The following is a 17414-nucleotide window of genomic DNA, read 5'->3' on the forward strand; positions in this document are numbered from 1 at the left end:
GAGACTTCCGTCGTCCGCGCACGCCAAGACCCACCGTGGAGGTGCCGCGGCGGCGGCGCCTCCTCATGCCCGGATGCTCCCCCTGCTGACCGGAAACCGGCTCAGACGCCTGCGCCCAGCACCGCGTTGATCTGCTGCGGGTCACCGCAGACGATCAGCAGGGCGTCGGCCCGCTTGTGGGCCAAGGGCAGGGCGGTGGCGGCAGCGGTGGCGGGACCGCCGTTGACGGCGACCACGACGACCGGACGCACGCCCGCTCGGTCCGCGACGGCGGCGTCGGCGTAGAAGACATCGTCTCCCGCGTCGTGCTGCGCCCAGTAGGACGCTTCACCGAAGGACAGTTCGTGGGCGGCCCAGGGGTGCTGCTCGCCCGTGGTGATCACCAGCACGTCACCCGGGGCACGCCCCGAGTCCAGGAGCAGGTCCACGGCCTCCTCGGCGGCGTCCAGCGCGCCCTCGGCCGAGGCCGGGATCAGCTGGATCTGGGGAGTCGCCGAAGCAGGTGCGGAAGCGGCGGGGGCGGCCGGGGCCGAAGGCCCGGGCTTGGCGGCGACGTCGCGCGGCGTGCGTTGCACCGGCGGCGCGGGCCGGAAGGGACCAGGACGACCGGGACGCGACGGAGCCGCGGGACGGGGACCGGGTACGGGTCGAGGGGTCGGCGCGGTGCGGCCGCTGGCCGGAGTGGCGCGGGGACCCTGGGCACTCTCGTGAATCTGAGGCTCCTCGGGAATGAGAGGCATGAGCTGTTATTTATCAAACGTTGGTGCGGCTCGCGCCAGCGGGTGGCACATGAGTGCGAGCGGAATCGTCAGAAGTCGAAGCCGAGCTGACCCTCGATCTCCGGAACGCTTCCGTCCGCCCAACTGCGGGCCCTCTTGAGGTGCCGCCACTGGGGCAGCGCATCAAGATACGCCCACGACAACCGGTGGTACGGAGTGGGACCCCGCTCCTCCAGTGCGGCCTTGTGCACGGGCGACGGATACCCGGCGTTGTCCGCAAAACCGAAGTCTGCATGGTCGATACCCAGTTCGGCCATCATTTTGTCGCGCTGAACCTTGGCGATCACCGAGGCCGCCGCGACAGCCACGCAGGAACGATCACCCTTGATCACCGTGCGGACCTTCCAGGGGGCGCCGAGGTAGTCGTGCTTCCCGTCGAGGATCACCGCATCGGGGCGAATCGGAAGGGCGTCCAGAGCGCGTACGGCGGCAAGCCGCAGCGCGGCCGTCATCCCCAGATCGTCGATCTCCTCCGAAGAGGCGTGACCCAGGGCATACGACGTCACCCACTTCTCCAATTCCACGGCAAGCTCGTTGCGACGCTTGACGGAGAGGAGCTTGGAGTCGGTGAGGCCTACGGGCGGCCGACGCAGTCCGGTGACCGCCGCACAGACGGTGACGGGACCGGCCCAGGCACCGCGGCCCACCTCGTCGACACCGGCAATGACCTTCGCTCCGGTCGTGGCGCGGAGGGAGCGCTCGACGGTGTGAGTAGGTGGTTCGTACGGCATGGCGCCCTTAGCGTACGCCGCCGGGATCCCCTCGCGACACCCCGGTTCCCCGAGCCGACGACGACCGCATCCGAACCCCGCTCAGCACGCCTCCGGCCGCAGCAGTGGCAGCATGAGCTGGTCGACCATCTCTTCGAGATCTCGATCATTCCATTCACTGGTGCACATCTTGGACCGGTACATCATCATGGCCGGGATCGCGTCCAGGACATAGCCGTTCGCCGCGTCGGGGCGCACTTCACCCCGCTCAATTCCCCGACTGATGACCTCATGCAGGACCTTGACCGTCGGCTCCACCACCCCTTCGAAGATCAGGGCGTGAAAGCGCTCAGCCTGCGATGGATCGCACTCGTGAATGATCGAGCGCAGTGCGAAGCCGGGCCGGGAGAACATCGCGTCGCGCGCCGTGCGGCACAGCACCAACAGATCCTCGCGCACGCTCCCCAGGTCGGGCACGGCGTCCAGCCGGGGCAGTCCGGCACGCAAGGCGTCCGCGACGAGATCCTCCTTGGACGGCCAGCGGCGATACACAGCCGCCTTGCCGGTCTGGGCTCCGGCGGCGACGCCTTCCATCGTGAGGCCGTTCCAGCCGACGGTACCCAGTTGATCCAGGGCGGCATCGAGGATCGCGCGTTCGAGTACAGCGCCGCGCCGGCGGGAGGGGGCCGCCTGAGCGGGGGCGGCCGTCCAGCGCGAAGTAACCATCTGAGTGTCTCCAGCGAGCAGAAGGGGCGGGGATTCCGGGGAGCGATGAGGCACCGTGCGGCAGCGGCGGGCGGGGACAGGCCGACCGGTGACACCAAAAGTGAACGCTTGCGTTCACTACTGGGGACTCACTACCGTTGACGCGGCAGTGAACGCCAGCGTTCACTAACGCATTTGTGGGGGACCCATAGTGACAGCCTCTCAGTTGATCCAGAACCAGAAACCAGGTGCCGCCCGCCGGGAGGGACACCCAGGCATCGCGCTCACCGTCATCGCGGCGTGCCAACTCATGGTGGTACTCGACGCGACGATTGTGAACATCGCGCTCCCGCACATTCAAGACGCGCTCAAGTTCAGCACCACGGACCTCACGTGGGTGGTCAGCGCCTACACGCTCACCTTCGGCGGACTGCTGCTGCTCGGCGCCCGAGCCGGTGACATCCTCGGCCGACGCCGGGTGTTCATGGCCGGCATCCTGCTCTTCACCTTTGCCTCTCTCCTCGGTGGAGTGGCACAGGAGCCCTGGCAGTTGCTCGCCGCGCGCGCCCTGCAGGGCATAGGTGGCGCCATCGCGTCGCCCACCTCGTTGGCGCTCATCACCACCACATTTCCCGAAGGCCCGGAACGGAACCGGGCCTTCGGCGTCTTCGCCGCGGTGTCCGCAGGCGGCGGCGCCATCGGCCTGCTCGCGGGCGGCATGCTCACCGAGTGGCTCGACTGGCGTTGGGTGCTGTTCGTCAACGTACCCATCGGTGTCCTCATCGCGGTCCTCGCTCCGCTGTACATCAGCGAGTCCGAGCGGCACCCAGGGCGCTTCGACATCGCGGGCGCGCTGACCTCGACGGTCGGCATGGCATCCCTCGTCTATGCCTTCATCCGCGCAGCGGAGGACGGCTGGGGTGACGGTCTGACCGTCGGGGCCTTCGCTGTCGCCCTGGTCCTGCTGGTGGCCTTCGTGTTCACGGAGATGCGAGCCAAGGAGCCGATCACTCCGCTGAAGATGTTCGCCGACCGCAACCGCTCCGGCACATACGTGATCATGCTGAGCCTCGCCGCGGCCATGTTCGGCATGTTCTTCTACATCGTCCTCTTCGTGCAGAACGTGCTGGGCTACAGCCCGATCAAGGCCGGTCTCGCCTTCCTCCCCGTCACGGTGGCGATCGCGGTCGGCGCGGGTCTGTCGCAGCGGTTCCTGCCCGTCCTGGGTCCCAAGCCGTTCATGCTCGGTGGCTCCGCCCTCGTGGTGATCGGCCTCGTCTGGCAGACCTTCATCAGCCCCGACAGCTCCTACGCGGGCGGGGTGCTCGGACCGATGCTGGTGTTCGGGTTCGGCATGGGCCTGAACTTCGTGACGGCGACGGTCACGGCAGTGTCCGGTGTCGCCCAGCACGAGGCGGGCGCCGCGTCCGGCCTGCTCAACGCCACGCAGCAGGTGGGTGGTTCGCTGGGGCTGGCCATCCTGACGACCGTGTTCGGCTCGGCCAGCAAGGACGAGGCGGAGAAGCAGCTGCCGAACTTCCTCGCGGACGGTACGGCGGAGCAGAAGGCCGAGTTCGCCAGGACGCACCAACTCCCCGCTCCCTGGGGCCATGAGGTACTCGCTCACGGCATCTCGGCGGCCTTCGTCCCGGCCGCCGCGATGGCCGCGCTCGCCCTGGTGACGGCCTGGCTGGTCATCCGGGTCCGCAAGAGCGATCTGGAGGCCTTGTCGGGCACGGCAGGCCCCATGGCCGGCTGACGGAAGAGACGAAAGGGCTCCACGGGCCGACCGCGGGCTGTCGCCGACGAACATCGTGCGAGCGCTCCCGCGGTCACCTGTCCGGGCCGGACAGGAGAGGGGCGCAACGGTGGCCGTCAGCAGCCCAGTCGGCCGTCCCCGGATTCCCGCCACCATCGCCGACAGCAACACGGTCAGGCACAGCACGAACCGCATGATCCACCCCCAACGCCTCTCCCGCAGGCACCCACGCCTCTCAGGTCATCCACCTCTGTGCACGCACACCTCGCACAGCGGATGCCCGAAGAACGAGCGACTCGTCACGCAGAGTTCCCGTCGGACACAGAGAGCTTCGATCAGGGTGACGCTGTGTGCCTCACGTCGGAATCACGCGGATGCAGGCGCCCAGTCCGGAAACGCCTCCACCTGCTCCACCCAGGCCCCGGGAGGCGACCCCGTCTTCCCCGAGGCGAGTACCCCGCCCACGATGGCACAGGTCGTGTCCACGTCCCCGCCGACCTGCGCGGTCGTCCAGAACGCCTCCTCGTAGTCGCCCAGGGCGCGAGCGGCGGACCAGAGCGCGAACGGGACGGTGTCATGGGCCGTCGTACGCCGTCCGCAGCCCAGCACGGCGGCGACGGTGGCCGGGTCGCCGTAGTCGAGCATGTCCCGGGCGCGTCGCAGCCCGGCGCCGACGGCGCTCTTCGGGACGAGGGCGATGACACCGTCCAGCAGTGCCTCGGCGCTGGGCGGTCCGCCCGGCGCTCCGGCCAGCGCGGCGGCCGCGGCGACGGCCATGGCGCCGACCACGGCCTCCCGGTGCTGGTGCGTGGGGTAGGCGGAGATCTCCGCCTGGTGTGTCGCCTGCTCGGGGTCATCCGCGTACCAGGCTCCCAGCGGGGCGATCCGCATGGCGGCGCCGTTGCCCCAGGACCCCTGCCCGTTGAACAGAGCGGCGGACAGTTCACGCCAGTCTCCGCCCTCCCGGACCAGCCTCAGCAAGCGGTTGACGGCGGGGCCGTAACCGCGGTCGAAGTCGTGGTGCTCCGCGAAGGAGCGGGCCAGGGCGTCCTGGTCGATGCGGTGATGGGCAGCCAGAACGGCGACGACGGAACAGGCCATTTCCGTGTCGTCGGTCCACTGCCAGGGGCCGGGCGGCAGCTCGCGGCGCTTCAGCAGCGGGTAGTTCGCCGGCACGAAGAACTGTGAGCCCAGCGCGTCACCCACCGCGAGTCCACGCAGGCTGGCCAGGGCGCGCTCCAGGCGCCCGTCGGAAGAGGAGTCAGCGGTCATCGCCCTGCCACTCTATCCGCTGATCCCGTACGGCTCCGGATCTCGCCAACGGTCGAACCGTCGCTGGAGCCAAGGGCCCCATTAACATCTTGCCCGGGACCGGACAGCAGCACATCGGGCAGGATGATGCAGCGCACTCTCACCGTGACCTTGTCGTGATCCGGCGGTGGCGTGCCGGGCAGGCCCGCCAGGCGCTCCATGACGGCCTCAAGGCCGCCAGCAGCCCCCCATCGGATCCAGTAGTTCATCAGGGTCGTATGCGGCACACCGGCGTCCAGAGACCGCCAGGAGACGCCTGTGCGGGCCTTCTGGAAGAAGCCCGCCAGGATCTCCCGGGACGAGTACCGCGGCGAGAACTGCGGCACGATGTCCGCAACCCGCGACCACGCCACATCGGTGAGATGCGGCACCATCAGGCCACGCTCAACGAAGAAGGCGCAGGCCTGGCACGGCCGACCGAGCGGCCGTGACGGCACGACTCCGATGATCTCGACCTCAGTCTGAAGCAGGTTGAACAGCTCCGCTTGTTCCTCCAGCGTCTTGTCCTCCAGGCGTACCCGGGCCTTCTTGGCCAGGGCCGCCAGCTGCTGCGCGGTGTCCTCCGCCTCCGCACTGTCCGCCTTCCAGCGCTCGATCTCCACGCGCTGCTTGTGGAGGTCAGCGAGGTCGGCGTTCGGCTGAGCCGTCATCCGGGTGATGTAGGCCTCTGCCTCGGTCCGCGACATGCGGCGGGCCCGCGCCTGCTGAGTGGCGGCCATCAGCATCAAGTCGATGGACTCCTCGGACTCGGCGATCCGCCTGCCGAGATCCTTCAACCTGCCGTCGAAGTCGGCACCCGTCTGGGCCCTCTTCGCCAGGGCCTCCGTCGCCAAACGCTGAAGCTCCTCCGGGTCCTGGAGGAAGCTCTTCACCAGACGCCAGCTCTCGCGCTCCACGGGCTCCGCCCGGATGATGGGGCAATCGCAGCGCTCGGTCTTGGGAACGGAACCAGCCGCGTTGCTGCATCGCATCGCCTTGAAGGGGCTGCGGCCGTGCTTGTCGCCCTGGCGGGACTTTCCATTGCCGACGTAGACGCGCCCGCAGGGGCTCACGATCCGGCCGGCAAGGGTGTAGACGAATGTCTTCGGGGTCCGGCGGCGTGGCCGCTTGGCCTTCGCCTCGGCGAGATCCGCCAGTTCCCGGGGCGTGAGGATCGGCTTCAGCTTGATCTCTACCGGCTTGCCGTAGCGGGGCTTGCCCTCCTTGTCCAAGACCACATCCTTGGATCCGCGGTGAACCATCACTGCCTCCAGGGTGACGCGTGAGTTCAGCAGGTTCCAGACGGACCCGTAGTCCCAGAGGGCGCCGTTCTTGCGCCGGAATCCGGCCTTGTTCAGCTCTTCCCCGGTCTTCTCGTAGGAGAGCGTGGCGACGAATCGCTCCACGGCCAGATGCATGCAGTCCGTCTCATGGTTCGTAGCGCATTCGCCGGTGCACTCACAGTCATCGGGAACAAGGCGGCTTTCGCCCGTCATGCCCTTGTTCCTGATCCGGTATCCGAAGGGGACGTTGCCACCGAGGTAGGCGCCTTCGTCGCCCATGAATTCGGCCTTCTCCTGAAGGCCGCCCTGGGTGCGGTTCCGGATGGTGACCAACTCGTCCTCGGCCCGGTCTGCGGCCTTGCGCATCCGGGACTCGCCCTCTTCGGTGGTGTTGTCGTAGTCGCCGACCACGACGGCCGTGAAGACTCCGAGATCCTGCAACTCCCAGGTCCATGGCCAGAAGGCGCGGCCCTTGCGTCCGATGGCACGGTCTTCGTAAACCACCACAACGTCGAACGGCGTGGGCGTCGTGCGGGCCTGGCGCATCAGCTCTTTCACGTCGGGGCGCTGGGTGTGGTCCAGGCTGCCGCTGAAGCCTTCATCGGCGAAAATGTCGACCAAGGCCCAGCCCTTCTGGGCGATGTGCTTGACCACCCGCCTGCCGGTGTAGGCGACGCCGAACCCCTTCCGCTGGTCCTCGGTGGACACCCGAAGGTACGCAACGGCCCGGAGTTGTCCGGGCTCGGCCACCTGAGCCGCAGCGTCCAGGGCACGGAAGAGCGCCTCGCGCCTTACGCGGTCATCGGTGCTCAAGGGCAGATCTGCGGTCGCCGCAGCCTCCATGGGTCCCCGATTCATCTCAGCCCCTCCACGACCCTGGAAACTTCACAGGCCCTCCCCGGGCCGTCCTGCGGGCAGTTGCTACGAGAGCGGCCCGAAAAGGATCTCCAGCAGTCTCTCGCGCGAGGTGGTGTCCATGGCCCCGTCACTGCGGATGATCAGCTCACTGCGCCGCTCCGGCGCGTCCTTCATCACCCTCCGGAGCCACTCGCCGGCTTCCTCGGCCCGTATCGCGCTGCCGTCCTGCATGGATGCTCCTCACCTGCCCGCGTCGGGCTCCTTGGCCCACAGGCCGGGCTGCCGACGCTGGATGGAACTTCACGAGGCCGTCATCGCGTGGAGTGCCATTGGCCGCTCACGGCAATGCGCCTGACGAACTACAGAAATGCTGCCACCCGAACGGGTGACAGCACAACTTCCGCTCGACTGCGTGAAATTCCTCCAGGATTTCTTGGAGAGATTAGGCGGACTGCTCAGCCCGCTTCGGCAGCTCCATCGTCAGGATCTTATTGATGACGTCACCGGGGTTGAAGTCCCGGCGCTTCGGGTCGAAGGTGACGAACGCGCAGCCGAGCTGGTCCTCGATGATGACCCGCCTCCAGAACTCGGCCTCACGATCGAACCTCGGATCGCTCAGCCGGTCGTACTCGATGACCACGCCGAGGCCAGGGCAGTAGGCATCCACCACGTAGCTGCCGACCTTGTACTCCTCAACGACCTCGATCGGCTTCAAGGCCGCGGTGACGATGCGCAGGACCTCGGACTCCTGGGTGGGGACGACCACCAGCTCCATGCCGAGCTTCGCCGCCAGATCGCGGGCGGAGGCGCGCTTGGAGTGCGCCACCAGGTACTTCAGGCCGACCTCGGTGACGGCCGTGGTAAGAGTCCGAGCCCGAGGCCCGGTCTCACCGAAGACCTCCCACGGGACACGCTTTCTCGCGGCGCGGGGAATCTTCCGGTGGGCCACCACGTATGAGCTGTATCCCAGTGCTCGGACGGCGTCCCACAGCGAATAGTGCAGCTCATCCTCTAGATCTGCTGTGCGAATGCCATTAAGCTCGCCCATGGTTTCCCCAAACCTCGGGTGTCCCAGCACCCGATTGATCTCTCCCCAGAGATTTTTAAATTCGAAGGCCCACCTCTCCCCAGAGGTGGGCCTTCATCGTGTGGCCGTCAGCATGTTAGCCGTTTGAAATGACGGGAAGCGACCTCTCCGGTACAGGGCGCATTCGTTCGACGCAGAACTCCCGGTTCACCTTTTTAAATTCCTGAGTGGTGCACTTCGGCGGTGTACGCATCGATCTGGATGCACCGGGCGTACTCCCAGCGGAGCGGGTTGGAAGGATCCAGGGCCAGCATCCGAGCCGCCTCCCGGTCCCCCTGCTCCCGGAGGGTCAGAGCACGCCTGGAAGCCCTCTGGAAGCCCTGCGGGGTCAGGTCGTAGCCGTCCGCACTCTCCGTCAGGCCGTGGCGCCTCAGGGCCTCCTGGCGGGTTTCAGGGTTCACCGAGACCCCTCGTGGGCGACGGGCTCACCCTCGGGTTGGCCATCGACCAGCTTCCACTCGTCCCGGAAGTCGGCGTGGCCTTCATACGCCGCAACCAGCTCGTAGATCACCCGACTCCGTCGATCCACTTTCCAGTCGGCGGCAACGCCCACGAGCACGCCCCAAGCATGTGCTCGCCAACCAGACAGCTCCTCGCCCTCCGGCAGCGGCGGCGGCTCCGTCACCCAGTCCAAGAGCCGGCGCTTCGCCTCGACGTCGGCGAGGACACGGTCCCGCAACCTCATCAGGCCCTCGTCCTTGCCGGTTTTCACTGTGCGAGCCAGAGTCTCGTCCTGGCTCAGACGGCCCCGGAGGAACTCCGCCATGATCTCGAAGTCATCTCGCCTCACCGCTGTGACCCCCCTTGTCGGCACTGCTCAAGGCGCCCATCATCCCCCCGGATCGCAGCCTTTCGAAATTTCTGCCCAGAGGTTCCTGTCTACTGCGGACCCCCGAGCGATAGGTGGTGACGGAAGACCATCCCCTGGAGGCACCGATGTCCATCGCCAAGCACACCTGGCCCCTGCACTACCCCGGCTCTGACAAGTCCGTGCTCCCTGAGCTGCTGGACGAGGCGTTCAAGGCCGTGGAGGAGGGCGGCGTCGTCCTCCTCCACGCCTGCGAGGCGTCCTGGCACGTCATCCACGCACGTCAGGCGGAGCTGACCCCGGCCATCCTCCGCCGCATGGCGGCCAAGGTCTCCTGCTGGACCGCCGCAGGCTGCTCCGCGAACCGCTGGGTCCCAGCGCTCAAGTAGGCCTGAGCCGGCCGCTCGACACGGGGATGCGTTGCCGTAGGAGCAACGCATCGTTCCGGGGTGCTCGGGACGGGCCCCACCTCGGCCTCCTGGGCCCGCAGGTGCTCGTACATGGCCAGCTCGTCCCCGGCCTCCACGAGGGCCCCCCAGGCCTCGTCAGCGTCCGCCGGGAGGGGGTTGTCGGCGAGGTACTCGGCACGCCTCGGGTTGGCCGTGGAGAGGCGGTAGGCGATCCATCCGGCCGGGGTGCCCCGTCGGGCCGAGGCCTCCTGGACCTTCCGGTCCTTGGCGGCACGGGCCTTACGGATCAGGTCTCGGTCGAAGCAGTCGTCCCACCAGTCGCCGTCGCGGCGGAAGCGCGAGGCCCAGTGGATCCCGTACTCGAACGTCCGGCCCTTGCGGACCTTCTGGACCAGAACCGGGTCGGCCTTCGTCATGCGGGCCAGGAGGGCCTGGACACCGCGCCTGGAGAGGCCCGTCAGCTCCTCGATGTCCGAGACCGACAGGACGACGTCCTCCAGGCCGCACAGGACCGCCAGGGACCACGCGCGGCGGCCCAGCGGGGGCACCGCGGCCTTCACCTCGTTGCCCTCTTCCACCTCGGCCCAGACGTCCAAGCCCGGGTCGAGCATCGCCAGAATCTGTCCAGGACCCGTGAGGACGTTCATCTCGGTCAGGGTGGCCAGGGTCTTCATGCCCTTGACCAGGACCTCTCGGGCCCTGTCGCCGATACGCGCACTGAGAACCGCATTGCTCTTGATCTTCTCCAGAACCTCCTTGTCCTCCAGGGCCAGGGCCCCAGGGCCAGAGGGCTTGAGGTAGTTAGAAGAGGTACTGCGGTTCTGAGTGCGCGTATCCGAGTACCTCAGCTCCATGGAGTCCCGGTCCTCCGCTACAGCCGAGGAGACGCCCCTGGTCGTAGTCCAGAGGAACCTGGAGGCGGAGAGGCCACCCGTGGGGCCGGAGATCTCCCGGACGACTTTGTCGGTGGTCCCGGTCCAGCGGGCGATCCCACGGGTCCCGGACACGTACGGGCGGGTGATGGCGGTCCAGGCGAGGGCCGTCTCTACGAGGACCTCGGGACGGCCGACGGAGCGCATGGTCAGATCGATGAGGTGGGCGGAGTTTACGGCGTCAAGGTCAACGTGACCCGAGGCGGCCTGGCCGGTAGAATCGGCGAAGTGCTTCAAGGTGGTTCCTATCTCGCTTGGTGGCGTGGGGACTGCCGGTCTCGGAGGTGTAGGACCCTCTCGGACCAACCCGGCTTTTTAAAAAGCCGCTGACGAGCCCCTGGTTCCCGCCGGGGGTTTCGTCGTGTCTGGGCTCAGGATACGCACGCGTGTAGCGCATTGACCAACACTCAGATTCACTCCAGGATTCCTTCGCACACAGAATTCTTGGAGAAATGGAGGAGGCCAATGAATCCTCCACGAGGTGGATATTCGACTCGGCATTCGCTATATTCATCTCATCGCCCAGAGGCGATACGACTCCGCTGGAGGCCCCCGCTCGGGGATGGCCTCCGAGCGTTGAGTTGGAAGGAATGCCGATGGCCTCCATCGCTTCCACGAACGAGCTGGCGCTCACCGAGTCCCGCTCGATGCGCGACCAGACGATCGAACGCACGGACGTGCTCGACAAGGTCAAGACCCTCATCACCCTGCCGAACGGCTTCCACGTCACGACGGACATGGTGGCCAACTACTTCGAGGTGCCGGTCGAGACGATCAAGAGCGTCGTCGAGGACCACCGAACGGAGCTGGAGGAGCGCGGATACCGTGTCCTCAAGGGCGCGGAGCTGACCGAATTTGCGAGTCCCTTCGGGGGACCCGCAAATCTGGGGCTGAGCCCGATGGCCCGGTCCCTCGCCCTCTTCACCCGCAAGGCCGTCCTCAACGTCGGCCAGCTCCTCACCAAGTCCAAGGTGTCCAAGGCGATCCGGACCTATCTCCTGGACGTGGAGGAGCAGCAGACCACCTTCCAGATCCCCCGGTCCTTCGCCGAGGCGCTGGAGCTGGCCGCCGCTCAGGCCCGGGAGCTGGAGCAGGCCACTGCGGCCCTGGAGGCGGCGGCCCCGAAGATCGAGGTCTACGACCGTCTGATCGACAACGGGATAGACCGAACCCTCCGGGACACGGTCAAGATCCTGAAGCAGCAGGGGAGGGGCATCACCGAGACCGAGCTGCGCAACAAGCTCGTTCACGAGTGGGGCTGGGTCTTTGTCACCCAGGCGGAGTGCGGAGCCGTCCAGTACAGCCCGTACGCGTCGAAGACGGACTACCTCTCTCTCAGCGAGGGCCTCAACCCTCACCGCAACTGCGAGGACTGCTGGCACACCACGCTGAAGGTCACCCCGCGAGGACGTGAGGCCATCCTCCGAAAGCTGAACAGGCAGAAGGCCGAGCCGGCCGCCCCGGTCTCCTTCCGCACCATCGCCTCCGAGCCCACCGAGGCCGAGATCTTCTCGATGATCCGGAGGGGCGCCTGATGACCCGCCTGACCCCCGAGTCGGTGGAGGCCGAGGAGGTCCGTGAGGTACTGACGGACCAGGAGCTGTCGGCCCACGCCCGCCTCATCTGGGCGTACTTGACCGTGGCCGACCGGCCGCAGAACAGCAACTCCCTGGCCGCAGAGCTGGGATTCGCGGCAAGCACCGTCTCCAAGCACATCGGCCCCCTGCGCGAAAAGCGCCTGATCCGCCGCCTCAACGGCGTCTGGATCGCGGAGAGCCCGGCCGAGGAGGCCTGATGACCGCCCTGGACGACTACTTCGTGGGTTACGGCCCTGAGCAGATTGAGGACATCCAGGTCCACGAGCGGCCCGACGGGTCCTCCGTGATCGAAACCGTCACGTACCGGCCCATCCGGGTCTTCGAGTACCAGCCCGACCGCTCCTTGATCGAGCTGCACGGCGAGGACGCCGACCGCGCGCTGGAGGCCTTCTGGGCCGAGTACGACCGCCTTGCCGAAGAGGAGAACGACCGATGAGCAGCCCGACCGTCACCCTCGACCACTTGATCCAGACCCGGCTCGCCGAGATCGCCGAGGACGCCTGGCGCGACCACCGCATCATGCCCGTCAGGGACAGCGACGGACGCGTCCTCCAGCTCGGTACGGCCGCCGTGAGGGAGCGGTGGACCTGCATGGCCGACCACGGGTACGGCCTCTGCAACGAGCCCCTGCTGACCCACCAGCAGGCCAGCACGCTGATGGGGATGTTCAACGACGACGAGCCGATCCCCAACCCGCTGATCCCGCCGGTGGAGGTGGGGCTGCTCGATCCGGGCGTGGGCGGCTTCCTGCCCGACTCCCTGTACCACTTCAGCGACGTCGTCGCCGAGTACAGGAAGGCGCAGGGCTGACGATGCCGACGAACCACACCCAGGCGATCCAGTACGTCAATTACGCCCTCCACCTCATCGCCCTCGGCATCGTCGCGGGTCTGATCGTCGCGGTGATCCGCCGGATGCGGAGGGCCCGATGACCGAGTGCGCCGTCTGCGGACGGAACAGCAACCTGCCCCGGACCTGCCGTCCGTGCCGGAACAGGATCCGCGGGCTGCTCCTCGGCCTCCCCGAGGCCGTCGTCCAGACCTGGATGGCCCGGCACCGCGTACAGCGGGGTACGAACGGCGAGCGGGTCTCGGCCTCGAAGGAGGCCCCGATCCCCTTGAGGATGGACGTGCTGAACCTGCTCGGCCCAAGCGCTGACGCGGTGCTGACGGGTGAGGACCAGGAGGGCCCGGTGCCCGTCGTGGGCGTCCTCTCCGCGTGGTCCGACCTGGCGGCCGAGCAGACCTGTCAGAAGCCCGTCAGCCACACCGTCAGCGCCCTGACGCAGTTCCTGGTGGACCACGTCGAGTGGGCCTGCCGCCAGGAGTGGGTGGCCGACTTCGCGGTGGAGCTGGAGGGGCTGCTGAAGACCCTCCGGAAGGTCTCCGGCATCGAGCCCGTCAGGATCCTGTTGCCCGTCACCTGCCCCACGTGCGACCTGCGCACGATGGTCCGGGAGGAGGGCTCCGGGTGGGCGGCCGAGTGCCGATACTGCTCGGTGGTGAAGCTCAGCGCCCGCGAGTACGCCCAGTTGGTCGCCGAGCAGGCCCAGGCCGTCAGCACGCCCGGGGAGGTCTGACGCACGTGCGTCCCCGCAAGAGCCCCGCGCCCACCAAGGACGCGGGGCCTTCCCCGTCTTCGGCTCCTGTCGGCTGGACCGACAGGGCCCTCCTGACGCTCGCCCTCGTCGCGGGCATCGCGGTGACGGCAGCCGGCGAGTGGGAGCTGGCTCGCCAGGTCGGGATCGCCCCCGTGGTCGCGCCGCTGCTGGCCGTCGTGATCGACGTGTACGTGATCGCCGCAGTACGGGCAGGCCAAGGCCGAGACGTGGTCGCTGCTTTGGCGATGATGGGCGGCGCCCAGGTGGCCGCCCACCTGCTGTCCACTCGCCACATCGGTTCCTCGGTCGCCTTGGTCGCTGCCGTCAGCCTGGTGGCCCCCGTGGTGATCTGGCGGGTCCACGCCCTCGCCGGTGCCGGGAAGTCCGTCGTCATCCAGAGGACGCCGGAGCCGACGGTGAATGTCAGCCGGGCCAGCACTCCTCCGTGGAAGCCCGCCATGACCAAGTGGCCCCCGGCGTTCCAGCCGCCTGCCGTCGGACCCGTCAAGGCCGCTCTGACGTCCCGCCCAAAAGTGGTGACGGCCCACGTCAGCCCGGAGCCGGAGGAGGCCGCGAAGAGCCCGCAGAAGCCCCAAGCGGAGGAGGTCGTGAGGCGGCTCTATGACGAACTCGGAGGGAAGCGGCCGGGGACGGGGCACATCCGTGACGCTCTGAAGGCCGCGGGCCTCCCCTGCTCTGACGGGACTTGCCGCGAGACGCGCAAGCGTGTGGAGGCAAAGGAGCCGGAGTTGAAGGCGCTGCCGCCCGCCTGACGGTCGTGCAGGAGCCGCCGACGGGCTCGGAGGCACCATGGTGTGGCGTCGCCTGAAGTCCTACAGTCCCGGAGGAGCTGTCGCAGAGGGGGGCGCTCATGGCCAAGAGGAAGTACGACAACGCCACGCTCGCCGGGCTGATGACCCTGTGCAGGGGCTACTGCTACTGGCCCGGATGTACGAGCCGTGTCATCACGATGGTCAACGGTGTGCCCAAGCTGAACGCGGAGATCGCACACATCCGGGCCATCAACCCTGGCGGTAAGCGATTCGATGCCAAGTGGTCCGTGCCGGAGCGCAACAGCTTCAAGAACCTGCTGTTGCTGTGCGTTCCCCACCACACCACGATCGACGGCGCCAGCAGCGCGGACTACCCGGTGGAACTCCTCGAAGAGTGGAAGGTCAGCCGGGAAGGGGAAAGCGTCGAGGCGCTGGAGGGCCTGACCGGGCTGACCGAAGCCCGTCTCGGCGAGATGCTCGCCGAGGCGCAAGGGGAGTTCCTGGATCAGGTTCGTCCGGCACTGGCCGAGTTCTCCAAGACCGCCCCGGAGCTGGCCGGCCTTCTCAACACCCTGCTGGACGAGCTGGCAGATCCCCGCATCCACGGCTTCGGCATCAGTCCCGACGCCATCGAGCTGTTCAGCCACTCTGCACGGTCGTTGGGCAGCTTTGAGGACAACGTCCACGTTCTCGCCCACGCCGCCGACAAGCTCGGCGGCCTGGAGGATAAAGCCGCAGGGTTGATGGAAGCCGCGAGGCGGTTACAGGCCGCCGCGTCGGCGATCCAAAGCGCTATCGCCGACATGCCACGCGGTCGCTGGTGAGCCCACCCGGAACTCACAGGACCTGACGGAATCGGCCTCACGGAGTCGATCCCGTCGGCATGATGACCTGCATGAACGAGTTCTTGGACAAGCTCTGGTCGATGGAGTTCGGCATAGCCCTGCTGGGTGCCCTGGTCGGTGGTGGCTTCACCATCCTCGGGTCGTGGCTCCAGACCCGGAGCAGCAACAGGGCCGCCGAACTCGTCCAGGCCAAGGCGAACGCCCAGCGCGGCTTCGACGCCCTCACTCAGCTCAAGGTGCACCTAGAGATCCAGACATTCCAGGGGATGGGCACGAAGGAGACCCGGGCGGCCTGGAACCGAGAGCGCGAGATGCTGGTCACCACGGCCAACAGCGCGGTCATGCTGCTACCGGATGAGCACAAGGACACCCGTTTTCGTGTCACGTGGCTGCTCAGCCAGATCAAACCCTGGTACGGACTACCCCCATGGCCGGAATACAAGCTGGAGACCAGCCTCCTGCTGTCCGAAGCCCTCAAGATCCTGGGCCTCTTCGTTCGGGGCTCGGACGCCCCGGAAAGGCGAAACATGGCCGAGGTCATCGAGCGGGAGATCGAGCGGGACAAGTGCGAGCGAGCACGCCGCGAACTGGATTCGCTTCTCGCGGAGGACGAAGCTCATGGACTGGACCAGGAGGACTACGAGCGGATCAATGAACTCCAGATGTTCCTGGGCCAGTCGGGCCCCTCGGAGGCGGCGGCTGAGGAGACCGAAAGCCCGTCATGACGCCTGCCAGAAACGGTACTTGCTTTCCCTAACGAACGACCGCATAATCGAACGCAGCAGGACACGTACGTCCTCATGCAGGCCCCGACGCCATTGGCGGACCGGGGCCTTTCGCATGCTCGGGAGGGCTTCAGTGGAGGACGAAATCTGGCTGACGGCCCGAGAGGCTGCCGAGCTGACGGGCGTCAGCGTCGTGACGGTCTACTCGTGGGCCCGCCGAGGCCACCTGAAAGTCGAGGGCCTCGATCACCGAGGCCAGAAGCTCTTCCGTCATCTCGACGTCGCGAGGGCCGAGATGGCCACCCGGGCCAAGGCCAAGCGCGTGCTGGTCCCTGCTGCCTGAGTCCCCGCTCCCACTCACCCGGCCTGCTACTGGCGAGTGAGAGCCGCGAACTCCTGCTCGCAGGCAATCAAGTACTCCTGCTCCTGATCGGCGGTGTAGAAGCGAATGAACCCGACGCCCTTCTCCGCCACGCCACACGCCAACTCCGGCGAGGTGTCGGTGATCGACACGTCCCCACGCGCAGTGTGGTTTTGAACTATCGCCTGGGCGTCAGACTTCCCCTTCTCGGCAGCGGTCAGGTTGTTGTCCGACCCTCCGCTGTTGCCGGAGCTGAAGCCCAGGAAGAACGAAGCGACGGCGATGGCGACGACGCCGCCCCAAAGGGCCAACGGCCGCTTCCACCACGGAGTCTCCATCCTCGCCAGGATGCGCTGGTACTCCGGGTCGTCCTCGTATTCATCCCGCCAGCCGTCCGGCCTCTCCGGCGAGTCAGCCGCCACGTGCACCGTAGGAGCGCCGGACGGACGCTGGGGGACATTCGGGGGAAGGGGCGACGTGTTCTCCACCGCTGACTCCTCAAAGCCCCGACTGGCAGCCTGATCGTGCACGGAGAGCCGGGCGGCACAGAGTATGCACGAGACATCCATGGGTTCTACACACAGGACCGGACTGTGATCTTCCCGTGAGCTGTTGACGGCCGTCTGACGCCCCTCCCCGGAGCGCCAGACGGCCGGCTCACTCAGCTCTCGTCCTCGGCCCCCTCGGACGCCTGGGAACGCCTCTGGTCCCTGCGGTCACGAAGGAAGCGGAAGACCTCGGCTCCGAGCGCGAGGGCTGCGGCGGCTGCACCAAGAGCCGCGTTAAAGGTTTGCACTGCGGAAGGTCCCTTTCTCCGGGACCCCGAACGCCGCCCAACACAGCGACCAAGATCCCGGCATGTGCGGTACATGCCTGGCTCTTCTTGGTTCG

General features: G+C 67.4%; 22 protein-coding genes. 11 read left to right on the forward strand and 11 right to left on the reverse strand.

Annotation, left to right across the window (positions count from 1 at the left end):
* Positions 1–101: 101 nt before the first annotated feature.
* From IE263_RS22240 to IE263_RS22250, 3 genes are all read right to left on the reverse strand, one after another.
* Positions 102–740 carry a hypothetical protein gene (locus tag IE263_RS22240; RefSeq protein ID WP_189939346.1) on the reverse strand — a complete coding sequence of 213 codons (639 nt, stop codon included), beginning with the start codon at positions 738–740 and terminating at the stop codon, positions 102–104.
* A gap of 68 nt (positions 741–808) precedes the next feature.
* Positions 809–1510, reverse strand: coding sequence for a ribonuclease HII (gene rnhB / locus IE263_RS22245; protein ID WP_189939348.1), 702 nt, complete (start codon positions 1508–1510; stop codon positions 809–811).
* Positions 1511–1591: 81 nt separating this feature from the next.
* Entirely contained in the window at positions 1592–2215 is a 624-nt protein-coding gene (locus IE263_RS22250; protein WP_189939350.1) for a TetR/AcrR family transcriptional regulator, read from the reverse strand.
* A 190-nt stretch (positions 2216–2405) separates the two neighbouring features.
* Between IE263_RS22250 and IE263_RS22255 the strand changes: the two genes are divergently transcribed.
* Entirely contained in the window at positions 2406–3953 is a 1548-nt protein-coding gene (locus IE263_RS22255; protein ID WP_189939352.1) for an MFS transporter, read from the forward strand.
* A 366-nt stretch (positions 3954–4319) separates the two neighbouring features.
* Here the strand turns inward: IE263_RS22255 and IE263_RS22260 are convergent, their stop codons facing one another.
* The 6 genes from IE263_RS22260 to IE263_RS22285 form a co-directional block, all read right to left on the reverse strand.
* Positions 4320–5225 carry an ADP-ribosylglycohydrolase family protein gene (locus tag IE263_RS22260; RefSeq protein ID WP_189939354.1) on the reverse strand — a complete coding sequence of 302 codons (906 nt, stop codon included), beginning with the start codon at positions 5223–5225 and terminating at the stop codon, positions 4320–4322.
* Positions 5222–7384, reverse strand: coding sequence for a recombinase family protein (locus IE263_RS22265; protein WP_308430643.1), 2163 nt, complete (start codon positions 7382–7384; stop codon positions 5222–5224). The genes IE263_RS22260 and IE263_RS22265 overlap by 4 nt, the downstream gene beginning before the upstream one ends.
* Before the next feature lie 63 nt (positions 7385–7447).
* On the reverse strand, positions 7448–7615 hold the full coding sequence (locus IE263_RS22270) for a hypothetical protein (RefSeq protein WP_189939358.1): 168 nt from the start codon (positions 7613–7615) through the stop codon (positions 7448–7450).
* A 211-nt stretch (positions 7616–7826) separates the two neighbouring features.
* A complete protein-coding gene (locus IE263_RS22275; RefSeq protein WP_189939360.1) occupies positions 7827–8462 on the reverse strand; it encodes a hypothetical protein in 636 nt (211 codons plus the stop codon).
* A gap of 164 nt (positions 8463–8626) precedes the next feature.
* Positions 8627–8872 carry a hypothetical protein gene (locus IE263_RS22280; RefSeq protein ID WP_189939362.1) on the reverse strand — a complete coding sequence of 82 codons (246 nt, stop codon included), beginning with the start codon at positions 8870–8872 and terminating at the stop codon, positions 8627–8629.
* Positions 8869–9237 carry a DUF6221 family protein gene (locus tag IE263_RS22285; RefSeq protein ID WP_189939364.1) on the reverse strand — a complete coding sequence of 123 codons (369 nt, stop codon included), beginning with the start codon at positions 9235–9237 and terminating at the stop codon, positions 8869–8871. Before IE263_RS22285 ends, IE263_RS22280 begins: the two co-directional genes overlap by 4 nt.
* A gap of 170 nt (positions 9238–9407) precedes the next feature.
* Between IE263_RS22285 and IE263_RS22290 the strand changes: the two genes are divergently transcribed.
* Positions 9408–9668, forward strand: coding sequence for a hypothetical protein (locus tag IE263_RS22290; protein ID WP_189939366.1), 261 nt, complete (start codon positions 9408–9410; stop codon positions 9666–9668).
* Here IE263_RS22290 and IE263_RS22295 read toward each other — a convergent pair.
* Positions 9563–10858, reverse strand: coding sequence for a hypothetical protein (locus IE263_RS22295; RefSeq protein ID WP_189939368.1), 1296 nt, complete (start codon positions 10856–10858; stop codon positions 9563–9565). The two genes, IE263_RS22290 and IE263_RS22295, sit on opposite strands and share 106 nt — an antisense overlap.
* 359 nt (positions 10859–11217) lie before the next feature.
* On the opposite strand from IE263_RS22295, the gene IE263_RS22300 reads away from it, so the two are divergent.
* The 9 genes from IE263_RS22300 (at position 11218) to IE263_RS22340 (ending at position 16505) form a co-directional block, all read left to right on the forward strand.
* The gene (locus IE263_RS22300) at positions 11218–12156 is read left to right on the forward strand and encodes a phage antirepressor KilAC domain-containing protein (protein ID WP_189939370.1); all 939 of its coding nucleotides are present in this window, start codon (positions 11218–11220) and stop codon (positions 12154–12156) included.
* Complete coding sequence (locus IE263_RS22305) at positions 12156–12416, forward strand: helix-turn-helix domain-containing protein (protein ID WP_189939371.1); 261 nt, start codon at positions 12156–12158, stop codon at positions 12414–12416. Before IE263_RS22300 ends, IE263_RS22305 begins: the two co-directional genes overlap by 1 nt.
* A complete protein-coding gene (locus IE263_RS22310) occupies positions 12416–12655 on the forward strand; it encodes a hypothetical protein (protein ID WP_189939373.1) in 240 nt (79 codons plus the stop codon). Before IE263_RS22305 ends, IE263_RS22310 begins: the two co-directional genes overlap by 1 nt.
* Positions 12652–13029 (forward strand): hypothetical protein, encoded by a 378-nt coding sequence (locus IE263_RS22315; RefSeq protein ID WP_189939376.1) that lies wholly within the window; start codon positions 12652–12654, stop codon positions 13027–13029. Before IE263_RS22310 ends, IE263_RS22315 begins: the two co-directional genes overlap by 4 nt.
* Before the next feature lie 118 nt (positions 13030–13147).
* A complete protein-coding gene (locus IE263_RS22320) occupies positions 13148–13798 on the forward strand; it encodes a hypothetical protein (protein WP_189939377.1) in 651 nt (216 codons plus the stop codon).
* Between the two features lie 5 nt (positions 13799–13803).
* A complete protein-coding gene (locus IE263_RS22325; protein ID WP_189939379.1) occupies positions 13804–14592 on the forward strand; it encodes a hypothetical protein in 789 nt (262 codons plus the stop codon).
* Between the two features lie 98 nt (positions 14593–14690).
* Positions 14691–15416 (forward strand): hypothetical protein, encoded by a 726-nt coding sequence (locus tag IE263_RS22330; RefSeq protein ID WP_189939381.1) that lies wholly within the window; start codon positions 14691–14693, stop codon positions 15414–15416.
* A gap of 71 nt (positions 15417–15487) precedes the next feature.
* Positions 15488–16162, forward strand: coding sequence for a hypothetical protein (locus IE263_RS22335; protein ID WP_189939383.1), 675 nt, complete (start codon positions 15488–15490; stop codon positions 16160–16162).
* Positions 16163–16295: 133 nt separating this feature from the next.
* Positions 16296–16505, forward strand: coding sequence for a helix-turn-helix domain-containing protein (locus IE263_RS22340; RefSeq protein ID WP_229911097.1), 210 nt, complete (start codon positions 16296–16298; stop codon positions 16503–16505).
* A 26-nt stretch (positions 16506–16531) separates the two neighbouring features.
* Here IE263_RS22340 and IE263_RS22345 read toward each other — a convergent pair whose 3' ends face one another.
* Entirely contained in the window at positions 16532–17011 is a 480-nt protein-coding gene (locus IE263_RS22345; RefSeq protein ID WP_189939388.1) for a hypothetical protein, read from the reverse strand.
* Between the last annotated feature and the right edge of the window lie 403 nt (positions 17012–17414).

The sequence above is a fragment of the Streptomyces aurantiogriseus genome (genome assembly GCF_014649375.1).
Classification (GTDB): domain Bacteria; phylum Actinomycetota; class Actinomycetes; order Streptomycetales; family Streptomycetaceae; genus Streptomyces; species Streptomyces aurantiogriseus.

What these genes read in the sequence shown, in the direction of transcription:
- IE263_RS22330 (WP_189939381.1), top strand. Translation starts at nt 14,691, where the DNA reads ATGGCCAAGAGGAAGTACGACAACGCCACGCTCGCCGGGCTGATGACC.
- IE263_RS22335 (WP_189939383.1), top strand. Translation starts at nt 15,488, where the DNA reads ATGAACGAGTTCTTGGACAAGCTCTGGTCGATGGAGTTCGGCATAGCC.
- IE263_RS22240 (WP_189939346.1), bottom strand. Translation starts at nt 740, where the DNA reads ATGCCTCTCATTCCCGAGGAGCCTCAGATTCACGAGAGTGCCCAGGGT.
- IE263_RS22320 (WP_189939377.1), top strand. Translation starts at nt 13,148, where the DNA reads ATGACCGAGTGCGCCGTCTGCGGACGGAACAGCAACCTGCCCCGGACC.
- IE263_RS22265 (WP_308430643.1), bottom strand. Translation starts at nt 7,384, where the DNA reads ATGAATCGGGGACCCATGGAGGCTGCGGCGACCGCAGATCTGCCCTTG.
- IE263_RS22290 (WP_189939366.1), top strand. Translation starts at nt 9,408, where the DNA reads ATGTCCATCGCCAAGCACACCTGGCCCCTGCACTACCCCGGCTCTGAC.
- IE263_RS22250 (WP_189939350.1), bottom strand. Translation starts at nt 2,215, where the DNA reads ATGGTTACTTCGCGCTGGACGGCCGCCCCCGCTCAGGCGGCCCCCTCC.
- IE263_RS22310 (WP_189939373.1), top strand. Translation starts at nt 12,416, where the DNA reads ATGACCGCCCTGGACGACTACTTCGTGGGTTACGGCCCTGAGCAGATT.
- IE263_RS22300 (WP_189939370.1), top strand. Translation starts at nt 11,218, where the DNA reads ATGGCCTCCATCGCTTCCACGAACGAGCTGGCGCTCACCGAGTCCCGC.
- IE263_RS22305 (WP_189939371.1), top strand. Translation starts at nt 12,156, where the DNA reads ATGACCCGCCTGACCCCCGAGTCGGTGGAGGCCGAGGAGGTCCGTGAG.
- rnhB (WP_189939348.1), bottom strand. Translation starts at nt 1,510, where the DNA reads ATGCCGTACGAACCACCTACTCACACCGTCGAGCGCTCCCTCCGCGCC.
- IE263_RS22315 (WP_189939376.1), top strand. Translation starts at nt 12,652, where the DNA reads ATGAGCAGCCCGACCGTCACCCTCGACCACTTGATCCAGACCCGGCTC.
- IE263_RS22285 (WP_189939364.1), bottom strand. Translation starts at nt 9,237, where the DNA reads ATGGCGGAGTTCCTCCGGGGCCGTCTGAGCCAGGACGAGACTCTGGCT.
- IE263_RS22270 (WP_189939358.1), bottom strand. Translation starts at nt 7,615, where the DNA reads ATGCAGGACGGCAGCGCGATACGGGCCGAGGAAGCCGGCGAGTGGCTC.
- IE263_RS22260 (WP_189939354.1), bottom strand. Translation starts at nt 5,225, where the DNA reads ATGACCGCTGACTCCTCTTCCGACGGGCGCCTGGAGCGCGCCCTGGCC.